Raw genomic sequence first — 17,644 nt, forward strand, 5'->3', positions numbered from 1 at the left:
GGGATTCATCTGTGGCGAGGGGATTTATCCCCGTTCGGCGGCGCAGCCGTCGTAAACCCGGAGTATGCGGTTTTCCTGAATGAACACAGGTGAGCAGTTTGGGGCGGCTTCGCCGCCCAACGGGGATAAATCCCCTCGCCACAGATAAATCCCCTCGCCACAGGTTTCTCTTGAGCACGCAACATTGAGCCCCGCCCCAAAGCGGGGCTTTTTATTGCCCGTGATTCGGGCAAATCCGCGATTACTCTTCCAGTATCGACGCCAGAAACACCCTTCCCTTAACCCTTCAGCACCACGGGTCCGCCTGCTCTGATGAAGGTCGTGGAGCGTCAACCTCACTTTCCAGCCAGAGACCTCAGTGGTGCGACTGCTGAGGTCATCATGAACACGACGCCTTTATACCGTCAGCTGGCCAACCATTACCTGGACGCCATCCGCAGCGGCACCCTGAAAACCGGTGAGCGCTTTCCTTCGATCCGGTTGATGATGGAGAAACACGCCGTCAGCCTGTCGACTGCCGTGCAAGTCTGTCGAGAACTGGAAGACTGTGGCGTGCTGGAAGCGCGGCCTCGCTCCGGCAATTACATTCGCCAGCCCGACACGCCGAGCAAACCCATCCCCATCGCCCTGCCCCCGCCGCTGGATACTGAGGCTTATGCGGGCATTCACGAACAAGTGTCATCGGTGCTCAAGGCCAGTCAGCAGGCGACAATCAAGGTCAACCTGGCCAGTGCCTACTGCGCGCCGCAGCTTTATCCGCTCAAGACGCTGCAGGACAACATGCTCAAGACGTTGCGCCAGGACCCGCATCTGCTCGACACGACGGGCTCGACCTGCGGCCATATCGCGTTGCGCAATACGTTGGCCCGCCGGGCACTGACCAGCAAAACCCACCTCCCCGCCGAGCGCATCGTGATCACCAACGGCGCGACCGAAGCGATTAACCTGGCGTTGCGCGCGGTGACCTGCCCGGGGGATACCGTGGCCGTGGAATCGCCGACCTTCTACGGTTTGCTGCAGATTCTCGAAAGCCTCAACCTGCAGGTGCGGGAAGTCCCGGCCACGACCCACAGCGGGATCAACCTGCTGACGCTCGAACAGTTGCTGCAAGGCCCCGAACGGATCAAGGCGCTGATCGTCATTCCCAACCTGCACAACCCGCTGGGCAGCATCATGCCCGACGCCAACAAGGCGCGGCTGGTACAACTGTGCGCCGAGCACCACACCGTGCTGATCGAAGACGACACCTACGGCGACCTGGTGGATACCGAGCAACCGTTGTCCACGCTCAAGCACTGGGACCGCAGCGACAACCTGATCTATTGCGCATCGCTGAACAAAACCCTGGCACCCGGCGTGCGTCTGGGCTGGATCAGCGCCGGGAAATGGCACGACCGCGTGGAAATGCTCAAACACACCCAGTCCCGTGGTTGCGAAGCCTTGTCGCAACTGGCGGTCAGTGCGTTCATGGGGACACCGTCCTACGAACGTTACCTGCGTCGCTTGAGGAGAACCCTGGCGCAACAGCGCCAGCACATGAACGCGGCAATCCTGCGCTACTTTCCCGAGGGCACGAGCGTGAACACCCCCCAGGGCGGGACGTTGCTATGGGTGGAGTTGCCTCGGGAATATTCGTCCATGACGTTGTTTCACGAGGCCCTGAACGTCGGCATCCTGATTTCCCCTGGGGATATCTTTTCCAATACCGGGCGCTTTGGTCACTTTGTGCGGATCGGGTGTGGGGCGCCGTATTCGCCGCGGGTTGATGAGGCGCTCGCAACGCTCGGCCAACTACTCAAAACCCAAGGCTGACACCGACCTAATGTGGAAGCGAGCCTGCTCGCGAAGGCGGTGTATCAGACACATGAAAGTTGAATGTGCTGTCGTCTTCGCGAGCAGGCTCGCTCCCACAGGGGGAAGTGGTCAGGTTGGGGATTGGTGAAGGCAGATGATATGCGGATCATCATTCCAATGCGGAAAACGCTCGGCGATCAGGGGGTCGTGGCCGGGGATGACGTGGTCTGCGCTGTCGGCCAGGCGGTCGATTTCGCTGAAGGCCTCCAGGGTTTGCGCCAGGTCATCAAGAATCGGAAACGGACTGCGCTCACGGATGTTGACCCACAGGTGCGCGGCATCCGACGCCAGCACGATCCAGCCGCGCGCGGTATTGACCCGCACCACCTGGCTTCCGGGTGTATGACCACCCACCGCATGCACAGTGATGCCGGGCAGCACTTCGGCCGTGCCATTGTGCAAACGCATGCGCCCTTCGAACAACGGCGGCAGCGCCGACATCACGTCCTCGACTTCGTAGGTTTTGTTCACTGTGCGATGGGCCATTTTCGGACCGGTGCAAAAGCGCAGCTCCGCTTCTTGCAGGTGCACCGTGGCTTTCGGAAACAGCCCCAGGTTGCCGGCATGATCCCAGTGCAAATGGGTGAGGATCAGCTCCTCGACCTGCGCCGGATCGATGTCCAGTTGCCGTAGGGATTCTTCTGGCAGGCGATACATCTGACGGTTGCGCCGATCCGCCGTGGCCGGCTGAAAACAGGTGTCGACCACGATCACCTGCTGTTCGTTACGGATCACCCAGAAGTAGTAGTCCAGCGGCATCGGCGCATTGGGATCACCGCAGCAGGCGTCGTAGAGAAAATTCTCCCGGGCGGTGCGCTGGGCGTTGGCGCCGACACGGATGGCGAACACTTCGTACACAGGAATGGACATGGAACCTCCTGGTTCAGGCCGCCGCGGTGGCTTTCAAGGTCGGACGAAAATCGAAGTCGATCTGATCGCTGATACCCAGCTCCTGCGCCAATTTATGCAGGCCGCTGTAGTCGCGCATGATCGTCGCGTTCTTGTTGCTCTCGCGGGTGTCGGCAATGATCAGTGCGGCGTCCACAACCCCGAGCTGCATCAGAATCGCCTCCCACATCGAGTAGTCCTGAGCGACAAAGGCACTCAGTGCCACCGACAAGGTGCGTGCGAAAAATTCCCGCTGCGCCGGCTGCATGTTGGCGTACATCACCTTGGCCACTTCAGCCAACACTTTGCTGTGGGCATATTCGTCACGGTTATGCAGCTCGGCGACGCGACGGTTTTGCGGCTGGATACTCTGGTCGTCCGCCAGCAGATCCAGATAAGCGTTGACGCTGATCTCGGCCACCACCGCGAAGGTGATCGCCGCCAGGTCTTTCTGCCATTGCTCGGCCAGCGTTTCCCGCAAGGCCAGCAGTCGCAGATAGGTGACTGACGGCGGCAAGTCCAGATTCTGATCGAGCGCACGCTCCAGTTTGGTCCGTTCGATGGCCCGCAGGTGCATGAGCGTGTGGTAATGCTCGTCGATCAAGGTTTGCTGCATGGCCTCGCGGAAATGCCAGTCATCCTTGCCCAGGTATTGATTGGCGATGACGCTGAGCGCCGGATTCACCACGTGTTCTTCGGCGGTCACGGTGCGCAGGTTGTAGCCGATCCAGCCCCAGGTCACCACGCTGCTCTTGAGTTCATCGCTCAAGACCTGGAATTTGGGGTGGTGAAAGAACGGCACCATGCGCTCCGGGTAGTCCGGGCGCGCCGGGTCGAACACCTCGTCGGCCGACATCTTGTCCGGCGAGCAGACCGTGGCACGCCGGGTCCAGGCCTGATTGAGCCGCACGACCAGTTGATGATCGACCTTGGCGATCTCGATTGCTGTTTGCATGACGCGATACCTGTAGGACGCGTACCCGCTGAGGGGTACGCCGAAGGAATGGAAACGTAAGAATCAGGCCAGCCAGTAGCGGGTCAGGTGGCGCGCCGGGTCAGTGTATCGACTCCGGGCGTGGATCATCCGCCAGTTGTCCCAGATCAGCATGCAGTCGTCGGGAATCAGCACCGGGGTGTTGTGCTCGACGAAGTACGCTTCGCCGAGTACGGCAAACCTGGCCAGCGGCGAGTCGTTGTTGTTGACCTGTGATTGCTGCAAGGCTTGCTTCGACGGGTTCACATCGCCGTAGTGAAACTGGTTGTAGCTGAAGCGGAAAATGTCGCCCTCCTCGGTGGGCGTCAGGATGTACTCCTTGACCCGGGTTTGCGCGGGCTCGCCGGGTTTGGCGGTGGCAACGAACTCCACGGGGGTGTCATCCAGCCATTCGCGCAGTTGCGGGTCGCTGCGCTCCAGTGACTGCAAGAACGCGTAACCGTCCACCAGCCCCGTGTGGCCGCCACCGCAAGTCGCCTGATGATGGCAATGCAGCGCCAGGTAACGCGGCGGCGGGCCATACACCGGCGCCTCGGTGTGCGGGCCAATGCCGTTCATGCTCTGGGAGTACGGCAGGTCTTCATAGCCCGGCTTGCGGGTGATGGCGAAGGCAGTCTGCCCGTTGAATTGCGGAATGACCGGGCCGAACTCGTGCAGGGTGCCTAAAACGTCGTGGGAAAACTCCCCCGGCGTCAGCACCGTCCAGCCACGGCTCGACAATTCCTCATGGCGATGGCCCAGGGAAACATAAGGTTTGGACGCAACAATCCCTTGATCTGACATGGTGAGGTTCCTGGCGGTTTATCAGGCGTTGACGGTTGAGGTGTAGGCGGCAATCAATTCGCGGCACGCGGTGCCCGGTCGGTAAGGCTGTTCATCGATGCTTTGCACAGGAGTGATTTCGGCGGCGGTGCCCGTCAGAAAACACTCGTCGAACTCGCCCAGCTGCGTAGGCAAAATCGTGGTTTCGATCACCTGGTAATCCAGGGTCCTGGCCAGCTCGATGACGGTCTGCCGGGTAATTCCGTTGAGGAAACAATCCGGCGTCGGCGTGTACAAAGTCCGACCTTTAACGAAGAACACGTTGGCGCTGGTGGCCTCGGCGACGTGACCGCGCCAGTCGAGCATCAAGGCATCGTGGTAGCCGTTGTTTTCCGCATCGTGCTTGCTCAGTGTGGCGATCTGATAATGCCCCGACGCCTTGGCTTCGAAGGGGCTGCTGCTCGGTGGCGGGCGCCGCCACGTAGCGGTTTTCAAGCGAATGCCGGCCATGCGCGCCGCCGGGTCGAAATAGCTCGGCCATTGCCAGCAGGCGATTGCCACATGCACGCGGTTGAAACGTGCCGAGGTGGAAATCATCTCGCTGCCGCGCCACGCCACCGGCCGCAAATAGCCCTCGACCACCTGGTTGCGCTGCAGCACTTCATGGCTCGCTGCTTCCAGTTCGGCGGGCTCGAACGGGATGGCAAAATCCATCAGCTGCGCCGAGCGATACAACCGCTCAGTGTGTTCGCGCAGCTTGAAGACCTTGCCGTTGTACACGCGCTCCCCTTCATACACTGTGCTCGCATAATGCAAGCCATGGGTCAGCACATGCAGGCGCGCCTGGGACCACTCGACGAACTCGCCGTCGAGCCAGATCCATCCTTCGCGTTGATCAAACGGGATACCGCTCATGTCCTTGTCTCCCCAATTCCAAGAATCGTCCTACGCCGTTTGCAGCAGCACCGGTATCAATTCCGGCGCAGGTGCCAGCAAAAGCTCAGGCTCGGTTTGAAAGAAAAACCCTCGCTCGCCAAAGGCCGGTCGCAACTGGTCGAACCAGGTCGCCTGCGGGTCGAAGCGCGCATAAAAGGTGCGCAATACCCATTGCGGGTCCCGGGCCTGGAGGAACTGCAACACAAAGACTTTTTCCCCGGCGACGGTCTCGATGCCGTTGATCAACACCTTGCCGTAGAAGGTGCTCATCGATGGCCCGCGCACCGTGCGCGCCAGCCCGGAGACCGTGCGGTACGCCGCCTGGAAAATCTCGAACGCCCGCGCCAGCGGCATTGCGAAGTAATGGCTGGGGCCGGTGTCCCGCTCGACGAACATGTAGTACGGCACCGCCCCGAGCCTCACGCCTTCGGTCCACAGCTCGGCCCAATCGGCGGGGTTTTCATTGATGTGGCGGATCACCGGTGCCTGCATGCGCAGGGTGGCACCGGTGGAGCGAATGCGTTCGACGGCTTGTCGGGCGATGTCCTGGCGGATCTCCACCGGGTGGTTGTAGTGCCCCATGATCGACAGGTTTTTCCCCGCCGCGACGATCCGCCGAAACAGTTCGAGCAGCTCCGGCGCGTCCTTGTCGCGGACAAATCGCTGTGGCCAATACGCCACGGACTTGGTGCCGATGCGGATATTTTTCAGGTGCGCCAGTTCCAGCAGCGGCTCGATGTATCCGGCCAGCGAACGACTGTTCATGATCAGCGGATCGCCCCCGGTGATCAGCACATCGGTGACTTCCGTGTGCACCCGCAAGTAACTCACCAGTTCCTGGGATTCCCGTGCGTTGAACTTGAGTTCTTCCTCACCGATGAACTGCGCCCAGCGGAAACAGAAGGTGCAATACGCATGACAGGTCTGACCGGCACCGGGGAAAAACAGCACGGTCTCGCGGTACTTGTGCTGAATGCCTGGCAGGACTTTTCCGTCGAGAATGGCGTTGTTATGGGTCAACTGCCCGGCCGGGTGAGGGTTCATCCGTAGCCAGATCGCTTCGATCCGGCGCTTGATGGCCGCCGCATCGTCCTGTTCGATCAGTTGCTTGAGCGATGCGTACTCGTCCGGCAGCAACATGTCCTTGTGGGGAAAGGTCATGCGGAAAACCGGATCGTCCGGAATGTTGTTCCAGTCGACCAACGTACCGAGTACGTATTCGTTGGTGCGAAACGGCATGACCCGCGCGACGACGGTCATTGCTTCCTGCAAGGCCGGCGTCAGCTTGTGCCAGTACGGCGTGTCGCGGATGGTACGTGAGTTATAGGGTTTGTATCTTTCCAGCTCCGACATTCCCTGCATGGCAGCGCTCCTGGTGTTGGCTGGCGGCGGTTACTGAACGGCTGGCGCTACGCGCTCTATGTCCATCCAGGCCCGAACACTGTCGCGGTCCCATTGACGGCGCACGTAGGTCGCGAGCCGCGCAGGTACCGGATCACCGTTGGCGACCAGTCGGTTGAGCATGATTGCCAGGTCGGTGTCGGCAATGCTCCAGTCACCGAACAGGTGCTCGGCGCCCTCTTGCAGCAAGCGATCGGCCACAAAGAACAAGCGGTCGACCGCAGCACGGGCTTCGTCGGAAAGCGGGTTGTGTTTCTTGCCGAAGTACACCAGGTCAAATGGGCGTTCTTTGCGCACCACCAGCAGATCGCTGCGCAACCAGGCCTGAAGCTGACGGGCACGGGCGCGTTGCTTGATGTCTTGAGGGAACAGTTTTTTATGTCCAGGTGACAGCTCATCCAGGTATTCGGCGATGGCGGAAGATTCCGACAGCGCAAAACCCTCATGAACTAATGTTGGAATTTTGTTGGTCAGGGAAAGATCACGATAAGTCGCTTTATAATTCTCCTTCGCCTTCAAATCTACCGTAACCAATTCGAATGAAAGTTGTTTTTCTTTCAACGCCACAAACGCGGACATTGCAAACGCACTGACAAAATCCGCACCCACACACAATTGCAGTTTCGTACTTTCCATAGAACGCTCCCTTGCACTAATCACACTAATCCGTTGCATTGGAATCGATCGTAGTTAGGTGTTTAAACGCTGAACAGATACAGAAATTATCTGTTTCTACGGATACAGAAAGTTGATGAGGCAGAAAAACCTGCCCCTCCCTGTAGGAGCGAGCTCGCTCGCGATGGACCAGAGAACGCCGCGGGGTATCAGGCTCCCAGCGTTATCGTTAACGACCATCGCGAGCAGAGCTCGCTCCTACAGGGGTGGGGGAATTTGGGGAGGGTCAGACCGTGGCGGTCGCCAGGTTGGAGAGCATCGCCATTTGCGGCATGTTGCTCATGTTAAGCATGACCAGCGGTTCGGTGGCGCTGGTGTTGACGAAGCCGTGCTCGGTCCAGGCCGGCACCAGCAGCACGTCACCAGGGCCGACGCTCACTGCATTGGCATCGCCCAGGGTCAACGTGCCACTGCCAGACTGAATGATGAACAGGTGCCACCAGGAATGGGTATGGCCAGTGAGCGTCGAGCCGGGTATCAACCATTGCATGGACACCGCCATGCCTGGCATCAACCTGCAACCTTCGAGGCTGTTGTCGTGGGCCAGCGCAACAATATCGACCTCGCTGGCTGCAAGACTCTGACGCATGTCCACAAGTTCGTCTTGTTTCCACACCCGCGCACTGCCAGGCGGGCGCTTTAAGCTCTGGCGAAAATCCTTATAGGGAAAAAACCCACCTTGAATATTATTCATCCACGAATTCCATATGGCTGGTGACTTAAGTCACCAGACACTAGGCGAACAATTAACCACTGTAAAGCCAGGCCACTCAGACTTATATAGCCGAAGGCCGCAACGCTGCGATCATATCAACTTCAACAGCGGAATTTTTCGGCAACTGATAAACACCAATGGTGGTTCGAGTATGTTTCCCGGCGTCGCCCAACACATGACTGAAGACATCCGAGGCCCCGTTGGCTACTTCACTGAGGTCGACAAAGTCCGCCGTGGATTTCACATACACCGTGACCCGAATCAACGACTTGATCTTATCCAGCGAACCGATGGCATCGACCATCAGTGCCAGACCGCGCATCGCACTGATGCTGGCCGCCGCCTGCGCATCCGCCATGTTGAGGTCCAGCCCGACCCGGCCGGGATAGTGGATTTTGCCGTTCATGCGCGGCACCAGACCGCTGATATACAGTTCATCGTGATGGCGAATCAGCGGTGCGTAATGGCCGCCGGCGGTGTTCTCGCCGTAGATGTCATAACCGAATTCCTTGGCCAGGGCGATGAAGCGTTCATCACAGGTCATGTGTTCAATCATTGTCCGAATCCTCTAGATCAATACTGCAAAAAACATCGATCGCTACTTAGCCCACGGCCCTGGCGGACGGCGCCAGGCTCGTGATCCCGACTCTTGATTCAATGGCTTCGGCCAGGCGCAACAGGTCGTTGCTGAGCTGACCGTAGTGCTCGTTGAACAACACGATGTGGCCGATGAACGAGAAGTTGTCTTTCACCAGTGCACTGACTGAATCACCAACACGCTTGGCGAAGGTGGCTTCCACCAGGTCGATGTGCAGCGCATTGGCCACGGCTTCGATGTCAGGCGTCGAGCGCAATATCCCGCCCGCCGGCGCTCTGAGCAGGCGAATGCCGCAATAGCCGCGCGCTACCGGTTCGTGATGTTCGATCTGGCCTTCCACGGCCCAGCGCACCCAGCGCTCCCACGGGTTGAAATCGACAAAAGCACGCTTGGCCAGGTCCCAGATGTGCATGCCGCCGGGACGCATATTGGTTTCCACGGCCGACGTCAGTTGGTCGGCCCTGTGGAACACTTCGTTGTGCCACGCGCCATTGTTCTCGGACACCAGACCGGCCATGTGCCGGCCGGCAGCCATCAGGCGGGTATGCACGTCTGCCGGCAGCGGTGCAGGTACCACTTGCTGGATCTCGGCACGATAGGCGCCTTCGGTGGTGGTCTTTTCGGTGACCCAGGTACTCCCGGCCACACAGTCCCAGCTGTACTCCCGTGCTTCCTGAATCAGTTCTTCAAGGACGATGCCACCCTCGCGATACGGTTTGAGCGCCTGCCAGGCCTCATCGCATTCCGACGGATGCTGGATCACGCGACAGCCGCGGCTCGCGCCTTCGCAGGCCGGCTTGATGAAAGCCCTGCCGCCCAGTTCAACCACACGCTGGCGCAGTTGCGGCAGGCTCTCGACCCGCTCGGAAAACACCGGGCGATAATCCTCTGGCGACGTTGCAGCCGTTGCTTCGAGATGGCGGAAAATCTGCTTGTCCAACCCTGCCCGCGCCTCGGCCCGGGTGATTCCGGGCAAGCCAAAATGGCTGGCCAGGGCCGCACCGAGCAGCACGCCGCGATCAGAAAACGGCAGCACGCCGATCAATTTCCAACTGTCGGCGTTCAGGCAACCGACCACCAGCTCAAGTGAGGCTGCCACGTCCTTCTCGGCCAGCGATGTGCTGCAGACGTGATCGGCCACCTGTTCGTCCTGGGGCTGGATCTGTTCGACCAGCAGAATCAGTCGCGCGTTGTAGAGTGACTTGCACAGGTCGCGCAATTTCTGGATGTCGTGCACCCGATTGCCGTTGTATCCGACCACTACTACGCATGATGTCGTATTCATAAAACCCCCGACCTGCAAAGAAAACCGACGCTGCGCTGTCTCAGTCGTGCAACGACGCATTGGATTTACGGTTGAGCCAGTACCAGGCCAGGATCCCGCCGGCACCGATGGCGGCCAGCACCAGGGCGTTGTACGGCGCCGGCACGACCCGCATGATCAGCACCGTCAGGCCGGCACCGACGCCCAGGGCCACTTCCTTGACGAACATGTTGTTCTGCTTGACCGAGAAGTAATCGAGGTAGCTGAACGCGCATTCGGCGATGGACAGCAACGCCACCCAGATCAACGCGCCGACCAGGGTTTCGACACGGAACGCCGCCGGTGACGACAACACCGCAAAGCCGCCGACGATGATCCCGATCACCGCCACCACCTTGAAGCGCCCGGTGCGCTCGATCAGCTTCATCACCGGCACCTGGGCGAACACCACCACGGCGCTGTTGAGGATCAGCATCAGGCCGTACCACGCCGGCAGTTCACCGGTCTTGAGCAGGATCGCTTGCGGCAGGATCGAGAACACCCCGAACAACTTGATGCCCATGATGATCCCGGCGATCGCCCACGGCAGTTTGTTGCGCCAGCCGCTACAATCGTGGGTGACCGGGCTCGCCACCACCGGCTGGGTGGTAAAGGTCGCGCCTGCGGCGATCGGCAGGCACAGCAGGACGAATGCCGCCGCGCCGAGGAAAAACATGGTCGGGGTCAGCAGTGGCGAGAGCAGGATCAAACCGGCCAACAGGCTGCCCATGTTCATGGCGACACGGTTATACGCCGCACCTTCCTTGGTCTGCGCCGCTTCGCTCTTGATCAGGTAGCCGGCAATCGCAATGCCGTAGGCAAACAACGCCGCGGCGAACATCACCACGCCCTGGTTGCTGGTGACCGCCAGCAGCACCAGGCCGGCGGCCGCGCACGTCAAGGTGACGCTCAAGGAGCGACGGCCCAGTACCAGCAACGTCAGCGGCAGCAGCAAGAGCAAGGCTCGATAACCGAGGGCCAGGATGCTGTTGGTCGCGGTGTCGAGCCAGACGTTGGCCTTGCCCAGTACCGCGAACAGCGACACCGCGGTGATGATCCGGATCATGAACAGGCGAATGTTGATCACCGGTTTGGCCACGGCGGCCGTTGTTTGAACACTCATGCAACACCTCTGGAACCAGCGATTGTTCAGGCGCCCGGCGCGAACAATCAGGAAAGTCTGTAAGGTGATGGTAGAGAGGGACGCTTGTTTTCATCAGAGCAAGTTCGTATAGAATCAAACGAACTTTACTGCCGGAGAGACCAGTAAAATGCAGGTTCAGCGCGCAGTGATCGCCGCCATCGAGTTCCAGCCGGGAGTGCCGCTGGTTCAGCAGATTGTCGATCAGTTGTCGGTGGCGATCAGCCAGGGCGGCCTGCCCCACGGTTCGCGGTTGCCTCCGATTCGCGAACTCTCCGAGTTGATGAACGTAGGCAAGTCCACGGTGGTGGATGCGCTGGACCGCTTGCGGGCCAAAGGTCTGGTGGTTTCACGCCAGGGCTCGGGGCACTACGTGCACCGCTCCAGCACCACGCTCAAGGCCGATGCCGGTCCGGACCTGCAACCGCAAGACACCCTCAGCGTGGTCCGCCGTGCGGTACTGCAGGACACTGGCGCACTGCGCCCTGGCGCCGGTTTCCTGCCCTCCTCGTGGCTGCCGGCCGAAGAACTGCTCAAAGCCGTGCGTGGCACTCTGCGCGCCACCTCTCTGCAAATGGGCGAATACGGCGTCGCCGCCGGTTACTTGCCGTTGCGTGAGGCCTTGCAGGTCAAGCTGTCGGCCCTGGGCATCGAAGTGCCCGTGGAGCAGATTGTCACCACCGCCAACACCGTACAGGCCATCGACCTGTTGATGCGCCTGCTGGTCAAACTTGGCGACACGGTGCTGCTCGACGATCCATGCTACTTCACCATGCACACCAATCTGGCGCTGCATGGTGCCAAGGTCATCACCATTGCCCGTGGTGCTGACGGCATGGACATGGAGGCCTTCGAGCAATTGGTGAGTACCCGTCGTCCCGTGCTCTACATGACCAACAACACCCTGCACAACCCGACCGGCCATTCCTTCTCGCAGGCACAGGTTTATCGTTTGCTGGAAATGAGCCACCGCTATGGTTTCCACATCGTCGAAGACGATTTGTATGGCGACTTGCAGCAACGGCAGACGCCGCGTCTGGCAGCGGGCGGGCTGGACAATGTCAGCTACATTTCCGGCTTCTCCAAGACCCTGACGGCTAACAGTCGCGTCAGCTTTGCAGTGCTTTCACCACCCCTGGCGGCACGGATTATCACCCTGAAAATGGCCTGCGGCGGCATGACGTCAGAGCTGGCGGAACAGATCATCTGCTCGATGCTCAGCGACGGCAGCTACGCCAAACACACACGGCGCACGGTGGACAGGCTCTATGAGTCGAGCAGCCGGGTGAGTGGTTGGTTGATGGAAGCCGGTTGCTCGGTGTCATCGCTGCCCCACGAAGGGCTGTTTATCTGGGCGCAATTACCCGAAGGCTTTGATGCCGAAACACTGGCCAGGAAAGGCCTGGACATCGACCTGGTACTGGCCCCCGGCACCCTGCTCAGCAAAGCGCCGGACGCCAGCCGATTCCTGCGCTTCAACGTCGCCCACAGCGACAACACCCAGGTGCGCGACCGGTTCTTGCGATTGCTTGAATCCAAGTAAGTAACTGACCACCACATAACCCTGTGGGAGCGAGCCTGCTCGCGAAGAGGCCGCCACATCCAGCATCAATGTCGCCAGACACACCGCCTTCGCGAGCAGGCTCGCTCCCACAGGGGTTCAGCGCCATGCTGGAAATTGCCGGCAACGTTGAATCATTGTGGGAGCGAGCCTGCTCGCGAAGGGGCCACCACATCCAGCATCCATGTCGCCAGACACACCGCCTTCGCGAGCAGGCTCGCTCCCACAGGGGATCAGCGCCATGCTGGAAATTGCCGGCAACGTTGAATCAGTGTGGGAGCGAGCCTGCTCGCGAAGAGGCCACCACACCCAGCATCCATGTCGCCAGACACACCGCCTTCGCGAGCCGGCTCGCTCCCACAGGGGATCAGCGTCATGCTGGAAATTACCGGCAACGTTGAATCAGTGTGGGAGCGAGCCTGCTCGCGAAGAGGCCACCACACCCAGCATCAATGTCGCCTGAGACACCGCCTTCGCGAGCAGGCTCGCTCCCACAGGGGTTCAGCATCATGCTGGAAATTACCGGCAACGTTGAATCGTTGTGGGAGCGGGCTTGCCCGCGAAGAGGCCACCACACCCAGCATCCATGTCGCCTGAGACACTGCCTTCGCGAGCAGGCTCGCTCCCACAGGGGTTCAGCGTCATGCTGGAAATTGCCGGCAACGTTGAATCATTGTGGGAGCGAGCCTGCTCGCGAAGAGGCCGCCACATCCAGCATCAATGTCGCCTGAGACACCGCCTTCGCGAGCAGGCTCGCTCCCACAGGAGGTCAGCACCAAACTGAAAACCGGGACGACACCGAACCCGTGTGGGAGCGAGCCTGCTCGCGAAGACGGCAACTCGATCCACCAGAAATCCCCCAACAAAAAACCCCGCTCCTTCTCTCAAAGGGCGGGGTTTTTCTTTATCGCGTCCGACGCTTAAGGCGCGTACGTCACCAGCAACTCGGTCGGCACTTTGAAGTCCAGGGACATCGCCACGCTCAACGCGGTAATGGTGAAGATCGAGAACACGAACAGCTTGCGTGCCCAGACGGTGTCATCCACGGCCTTGTAGCCGGTCCAGGCCATGTACAGCCAGTACATGCCCATGGCCGCGGCGACGGCGAGGTAGCTCATGCCGGCGTAGCCGCTGAAGGTCAGCATCAAGGTCGCCACGAGGAAGGCCAGGATGTAGATCAGGATGTGCTTCTTGGCCACTTGAATCCCGCGCTTCACTGGCAGCACCGGAATCGATGCGGCCAGGTAATCGTTGAAGCGGAAGATCGCGATGGCGTAGGAATGCGGCATCTGCCACAGGCTGAACATCACCAGCAGGGTCAGCGCGGCCATGTCGAAGGTGTTGCTCACCGCGACGTAGCCGATCACCGGCGGCATGGCGCCCGACAGGCTGCCCACGAGCGTGCCGTGAACCGACTTGCGCTTGAGGTACAGGCTGTAGAAGCCGACGTAGATGACAAAACCGATCACCGCGAACAGCGCGGCCAACGGGTTGGCCACCGTGTACAGCAACGCCACGCCAGCGATACCCAGGACGGTCGCATAGGCCAGGGCCAGTTTCAGGGAGATGAGGCCCTGGACCAGCACCCGGTTCTTGGTGCGTTCCATCTTCAGGTCGATGTCGCGGTCGATGCAGTTGTTGAACACGCAACCGGAGGCGACCACCAGGGACGTGCCGATCATGGCGGCCAGGAAGATGGCCAGATCGACATGCCCTTTGGAGGCCAGGAAAAATCCGCCTGCCACAGAAAGCACGTTACCGAAAATGATCCCCGGTTTGGTGATTTGGATAAAGTGCTTAAAGGACATCCGGACTTACCTCACTTCGCCATCATGAACGTGTGGATGCTGAACATGATCCAGATCGACAGGCCAACCAGCAGCAGGATCACGATGGCCGTAAAGACGAACGCAATCACGTTGTTACGCTGAGCCACGGAACGGTCCAGGTGCAGGAAGTAATACAGGTGAACAATCACCTGGATCACTGCGAACAGCAGGATAATTGCCAGCGTCGTGGCCTTCGGCAGGCTCGGGTACATCACCAGGCCGAACGGGATGACGGTCAGGATCACCGACAGGATGAAGCCGATGGCGTACGACTTTACGCTGCCGTGGCCAGCATCATGGCTGTCATGGGAGTGTGCATTAGCCATTACAGAGTCCCCATCAGGTAAACAACGGTGAAGACGCAGATCCAGACCACGTCCAGGAAGTGCCAGAACAGGCTCAGGCAGCTCAGGCGGGTCTTGTTGGTCGACGTCAGGCCATGTTTGTTGACCTGGTACATCATGATGCCCATCCAGATCAGACCTGCGGATACGTGCAGACCGTGGGTACCGACCAGGGTGAAGAACGCCGACAGGAAGCCGGAACGGCTAGGACCGAAGCCCTCGGAGATCAGCAAGTGGAACTCGTTGATCTCCATGGCGATGAAGCCGGCGCCGAGCAGGAAGGTCATGAACAGCCAACCCAGAACCTGCTGCTTCTTGCCTTTGTACAACGCCAGCATGGCGAAGCCGTAGGTGATCGAACTGAACAGCAGCAGAGCGGTTTCGCCCAGTACGTATGGCAGTTCGAAGATGTCGTGGCCCGACGGGCCACCCGCTACGTTGTTAACCAGTACCGCGTACACCGCGAAGATCGACGCAAACAGAATGCAGTCGGTCATCAGGTAGAGCCAGAAACCGTATACGGTCATCTCGCCCGAGTCGTGGTGGTGGTCATCGTGCCCGTGGTCATGACCATGGGCGTGTCCAGCATTGGTCACTAAGTTCGACATGGTTTAAGCCTGTTCCAACGAGGTTTCAACACGGGTGGCGGTGGCTGGGACTTTCCCGGCCGCTACCAGACGCTTGTGCTGCTCGGCTTCGATGCGCTCGATCACGTCGACCGGCACCATATAGCCTTGATCATCACGGGCCGCGTGGATCACGAAATAGATCACGGTGCCGGCCAGGCTAGCGATTGCCAGCCACCAGATGTGCCAGATCATCGCGAAACCGAACACGGTCAACAGAGCACCCATGACCAGGCCGGTCGCGGTGTTGTTCGGCATGTGGATCGGTTGGTACCTGGCAGGAGCCTTGTACGCGGTACCGTTTTCCTTGGCTTCGGTGAACGGGTCGATCACGTCGGCTTTCGGCAGCACGGCGAAGTTGTAGAACGGAGGTGGCGACGAGGTCGACCATTCCAGGGTATGGGCATTCCACGGGTCGCCGTGTTCGCACATGTTCTCTGGCTTCTTGCGGTCACGCACACTCACGTAGAGCTGGATCAGCTGGCAAGCGATACCCACGGCGATCATCACCGCACCGAACATGGCAACGTACAGGTACGGTACCCACTCAGGGTTGGTCGTGGCGTTCAGACGACGGGTCATGCCCATGAAGCCCAGTGCATAGAGCGGCATGAAGGCGACGAAGAAGCCCGAGATCCAGAACCAGAACGCTGCTTTACCCCAGCCTTCGTGCAGCTTGAAGCCGAACGCTTTCGGGAAGTAGAAGCCGAAGCCTGCGATGTAACCGAATACTGCGCCGCCGATGATCACGTTGTGGAAGTGCGCGATCACGAACAGGCTGTTGTGCAGAACAAAGTCAGCACCCGGAATGGCCAGCAGTACGCCGGTCATGCCGCCGATGGCGAAGGTCACCATGAAGCCCAGGGTCCAGAGAACCTGGCTGGTGAAGCGCAGACGGCCCTGGTAGATGGTGAACAGCCAGTTGAACAGTTTCACACCCGTCGGGATGGAAATCAGCATCGTCGCCAGACCGAAGAAGGCGTTGACGCTGGCACCCGAACCCATGGTGAAGAAGTGGTGCAGCCAAACCATGAAGCCCAGGACCGAGATCGCGCCCGATGCGTAGATCATCGAGTGGTGGCCGAACAGTTTCTTGCCCGAGAAAGTCGAGATGACTTCGGAGAAGATACCGAACGCCGGCAGGATCAGGATGTAAACCTCGGGGTGACCCCAAGCCCAGAACAGGTTGACGTACATCATCGGATTGCCACCAAGTTCATTGGTGAAAATGTGGAAATCCATGTAACGGTCAAGCGTCAGCAACGCCAGGGTAGCGGTCAGGATCGGGAACGAAGCCACGATCAGGACGTTGGCCCAGGTGCAGGTCCAGGTGAAGATCGGCATGTCCATCAGTTTCATGCCAGGGGTACGCATTTTCAGCACGGTGGCCAGGAAGTTGACCCCCGTCAACGTTGTCCCCAGACCCGATAGCTGCAGCGCCCAGATGTAGTAGTCCATCCCCACGCCAGGACTGTATTGCAGGCCCGACAGCGGCGGATAGGCAACCCAACCGGTCTTGGCGAATTCGCCGACGCCCAGGGACAGGTTGATCAGCACCACGCCGGAAACCAGCAGCCAGAAGCTCAGGGAGTTCAGGAACGGATAGGCAACGTCACGCGCGCCGATCTGCAGCGGCACTGCAAGGTTCATCAGCCCGGTGAAGAATGGCATCGCCATGAAGATGATCATGATCACACCGTGAGCGGTGAAGATCTGGTCATAGTGTTCAGGTGGCAGGTAACCAGGCGAACCTTCGGTGGCCATGGCCAACTGGGTACGCATCATGATGGCGTCGGCAAAGCCGCGCAGCAGCATGACCATGGCGACGATGATGTACATCACGCCGATTTTCTTGTGGTCGACCGACGTCAGCCACTCGGTCCACAGGTAGGTCCACTTCTTGAAGTAGGTGATTGCAGCGAACAGTGCCACACCGCCGAGCGCGATCATGGCGATGGTCACCATCACGATCGGCTCGTGGAACGGGACCGCTTCCCAACTTAATTTACCAAACATC

16 protein-coding genes are annotated in these 17,644 nt (G+C 59.7%); 2 read left to right on the forward strand and 14 right to left on the reverse strand.

The genetic code is table 11. The features are described from left to right. The first annotated feature begins 381 nt into the window (after nucleotides 1-381). A complete protein-coding gene (locus CKW21_RS10020; RefSeq protein ID WP_095193814.1) occupies nucleotides 382-1,812 on the forward strand; it encodes a PLP-dependent aminotransferase family protein in 1,431 nt (476 codons plus the stop codon). Between the two features lie 111 nt (nucleotides 1,813-1,923). On the opposite strand, the gene CKW21_RS10025 is transcribed toward CKW21_RS10020, so the two are convergent. The 10 genes from CKW21_RS10025 to CKW21_RS10070 all read right to left on the reverse strand — a co-directional run bounded on the left by CKW21_RS10025 (nucleotide 1,924) and on the right by CKW21_RS10070 (nucleotide 11,249). Beyond that, nucleotides 1,924-2,724, reverse strand: coding sequence for an N-acyl homoserine lactonase family protein (locus tag CKW21_RS10025; RefSeq protein WP_095193815.1), 801 nt, complete (start codon nucleotides 2,722-2,724; stop codon nucleotides 1,924-1,926). 13 nt (nucleotides 2,725-2,737) lie between these two features. Then, nucleotides 2,738-3,697: a diiron oxygenase gene (locus CKW21_RS10030; RefSeq protein ID WP_095193816.1), complete on the reverse strand. Its 960-nt coding sequence runs from the start codon at nucleotides 3,695-3,697 to the stop codon at nucleotides 2,738-2,740. A 63-nt stretch (nucleotides 3,698-3,760) separates the two neighbouring features. Next, nucleotides 3,761-4,519, reverse strand: coding sequence for a TauD/TfdA family dioxygenase (locus tag CKW21_RS10035; RefSeq protein ID WP_095193817.1), 759 nt, complete (start codon nucleotides 4,517-4,519; stop codon nucleotides 3,761-3,763). Between the two features lie 21 nt (nucleotides 4,520-4,540). Continuing rightward, on the reverse strand, nucleotides 4,541-5,413 hold the full coding sequence (locus CKW21_RS10040) for a branched-chain amino acid aminotransferase (protein WP_095193818.1): 873 nt from the start codon (nucleotides 5,411-5,413) through the stop codon (nucleotides 4,541-4,543). A gap of 30 nt (nucleotides 5,414-5,443) precedes the next feature. Then, nucleotides 5,444-6,796 carry a KamA family radical SAM protein gene (locus CKW21_RS10045; RefSeq protein WP_095193819.1) on the reverse strand — a complete coding sequence of 451 codons (1,353 nt, stop codon included), beginning with the start codon at nucleotides 6,794-6,796 and terminating at the stop codon, nucleotides 5,444-5,446. Between the two features lie 30 nt (nucleotides 6,797-6,826). Further along, nucleotides 6,827-7,471: a glutathione transferase gene (gene yfcF / locus CKW21_RS10050; RefSeq protein ID WP_095193820.1), complete on the reverse strand. Its 645-nt coding sequence runs from the start codon at nucleotides 7,469-7,471 to the stop codon at nucleotides 6,827-6,829. Between the two features lie 265 nt (nucleotides 7,472-7,736). Next, nucleotides 7,737-8,204, reverse strand: a complete 468-nt coding sequence (locus tag CKW21_RS10055; protein ID WP_095193821.1) for a cupin domain-containing protein — start codon at nucleotides 8,202-8,204, stop codon at nucleotides 7,737-7,739. An 82-nt stretch (nucleotides 8,205-8,286) separates the two neighbouring features. Then, nucleotides 8,287-8,781: a RidA family protein gene (locus CKW21_RS10060; RefSeq protein WP_095193822.1), complete on the reverse strand. Its 495-nt coding sequence runs from the start codon at nucleotides 8,779-8,781 to the stop codon at nucleotides 8,287-8,289. Between the two features lie 46 nt (nucleotides 8,782-8,827). Further along, nucleotides 8,828-10,108 carry an acetyl-CoA carboxylase biotin carboxylase subunit family protein gene (locus tag CKW21_RS10065; protein WP_095193823.1) on the reverse strand — a complete coding sequence of 427 codons (1,281 nt, stop codon included), beginning with the start codon at nucleotides 10,106-10,108 and terminating at the stop codon, nucleotides 8,828-8,830. Nucleotides 10,109-10,148: 40 nt separating this feature from the next. After that, nucleotides 10,149-11,249, reverse strand: coding sequence for a hypothetical protein (locus tag CKW21_RS10070; protein ID WP_095193824.1), 1,101 nt, complete (start codon nucleotides 11,247-11,249; stop codon nucleotides 10,149-10,151). Nucleotides 11,250-11,397: 148 nt separating this feature from the next. Here CKW21_RS10070 and CKW21_RS10075 point away from each other — a divergent pair, with 148 nt between their 5' ends. After that, nucleotides 11,398-12,810: a PLP-dependent aminotransferase family protein gene (locus tag CKW21_RS10075; protein WP_095193825.1), complete on the forward strand. Its 1,413-nt coding sequence runs from the start codon at nucleotides 11,398-11,400 to the stop codon at nucleotides 12,808-12,810. A gap of 938 nt (nucleotides 12,811-13,748) precedes the next feature. On the opposite strand, the gene cyoE is transcribed toward CKW21_RS10075, so the two are convergent. From cyoE to cyoB, 4 genes are read right to left on the reverse strand one after another with little or no spacing between them, the layout of a single operon-like run. Continuing rightward, a complete protein-coding gene (cyoE, locus tag CKW21_RS10085; protein ID WP_095193826.1) occupies nucleotides 13,749-14,636 on the reverse strand; it encodes a heme o synthase in 888 nt (295 codons plus the stop codon). Nucleotides 14,637-14,647: 11 nt separating this feature from the next. Next, nucleotides 14,648-14,983, reverse strand: a complete 336-nt coding sequence (cyoD, locus tag CKW21_RS10090; protein ID WP_095193827.1) for a cytochrome o ubiquinol oxidase subunit IV — start codon at nucleotides 14,981-14,983, stop codon at nucleotides 14,648-14,650. Continuing rightward, a complete protein-coding gene (locus CKW21_RS10095; protein ID WP_095193828.1) occupies nucleotides 14,983-15,609 on the reverse strand; it encodes a cytochrome o ubiquinol oxidase subunit III in 627 nt (208 codons plus the stop codon). The genes cyoD and CKW21_RS10095 overlap by 1 nt, the downstream gene beginning before the upstream one ends. A gap of 3 nt (nucleotides 15,610-15,612) precedes the next feature. Further along, on the reverse strand, nucleotides 15,613-17,643 hold the full coding sequence (gene cyoB / locus CKW21_RS10100; RefSeq protein ID WP_095193829.1) for a cytochrome o ubiquinol oxidase subunit I: 2,031 nt from the start codon (nucleotides 17,641-17,643) through the stop codon (nucleotides 15,613-15,615). Between the last annotated feature and the right edge of the window lies 1 nt (nucleotide 17,644).

It is taken from the genome of Pseudomonas sp. Irchel 3A7 (assembly GCF_900187565.1).
Lineage (GTDB): Bacteria > Pseudomonadota > Gammaproteobacteria > Pseudomonadales > Pseudomonadaceae > Aquipseudomonas.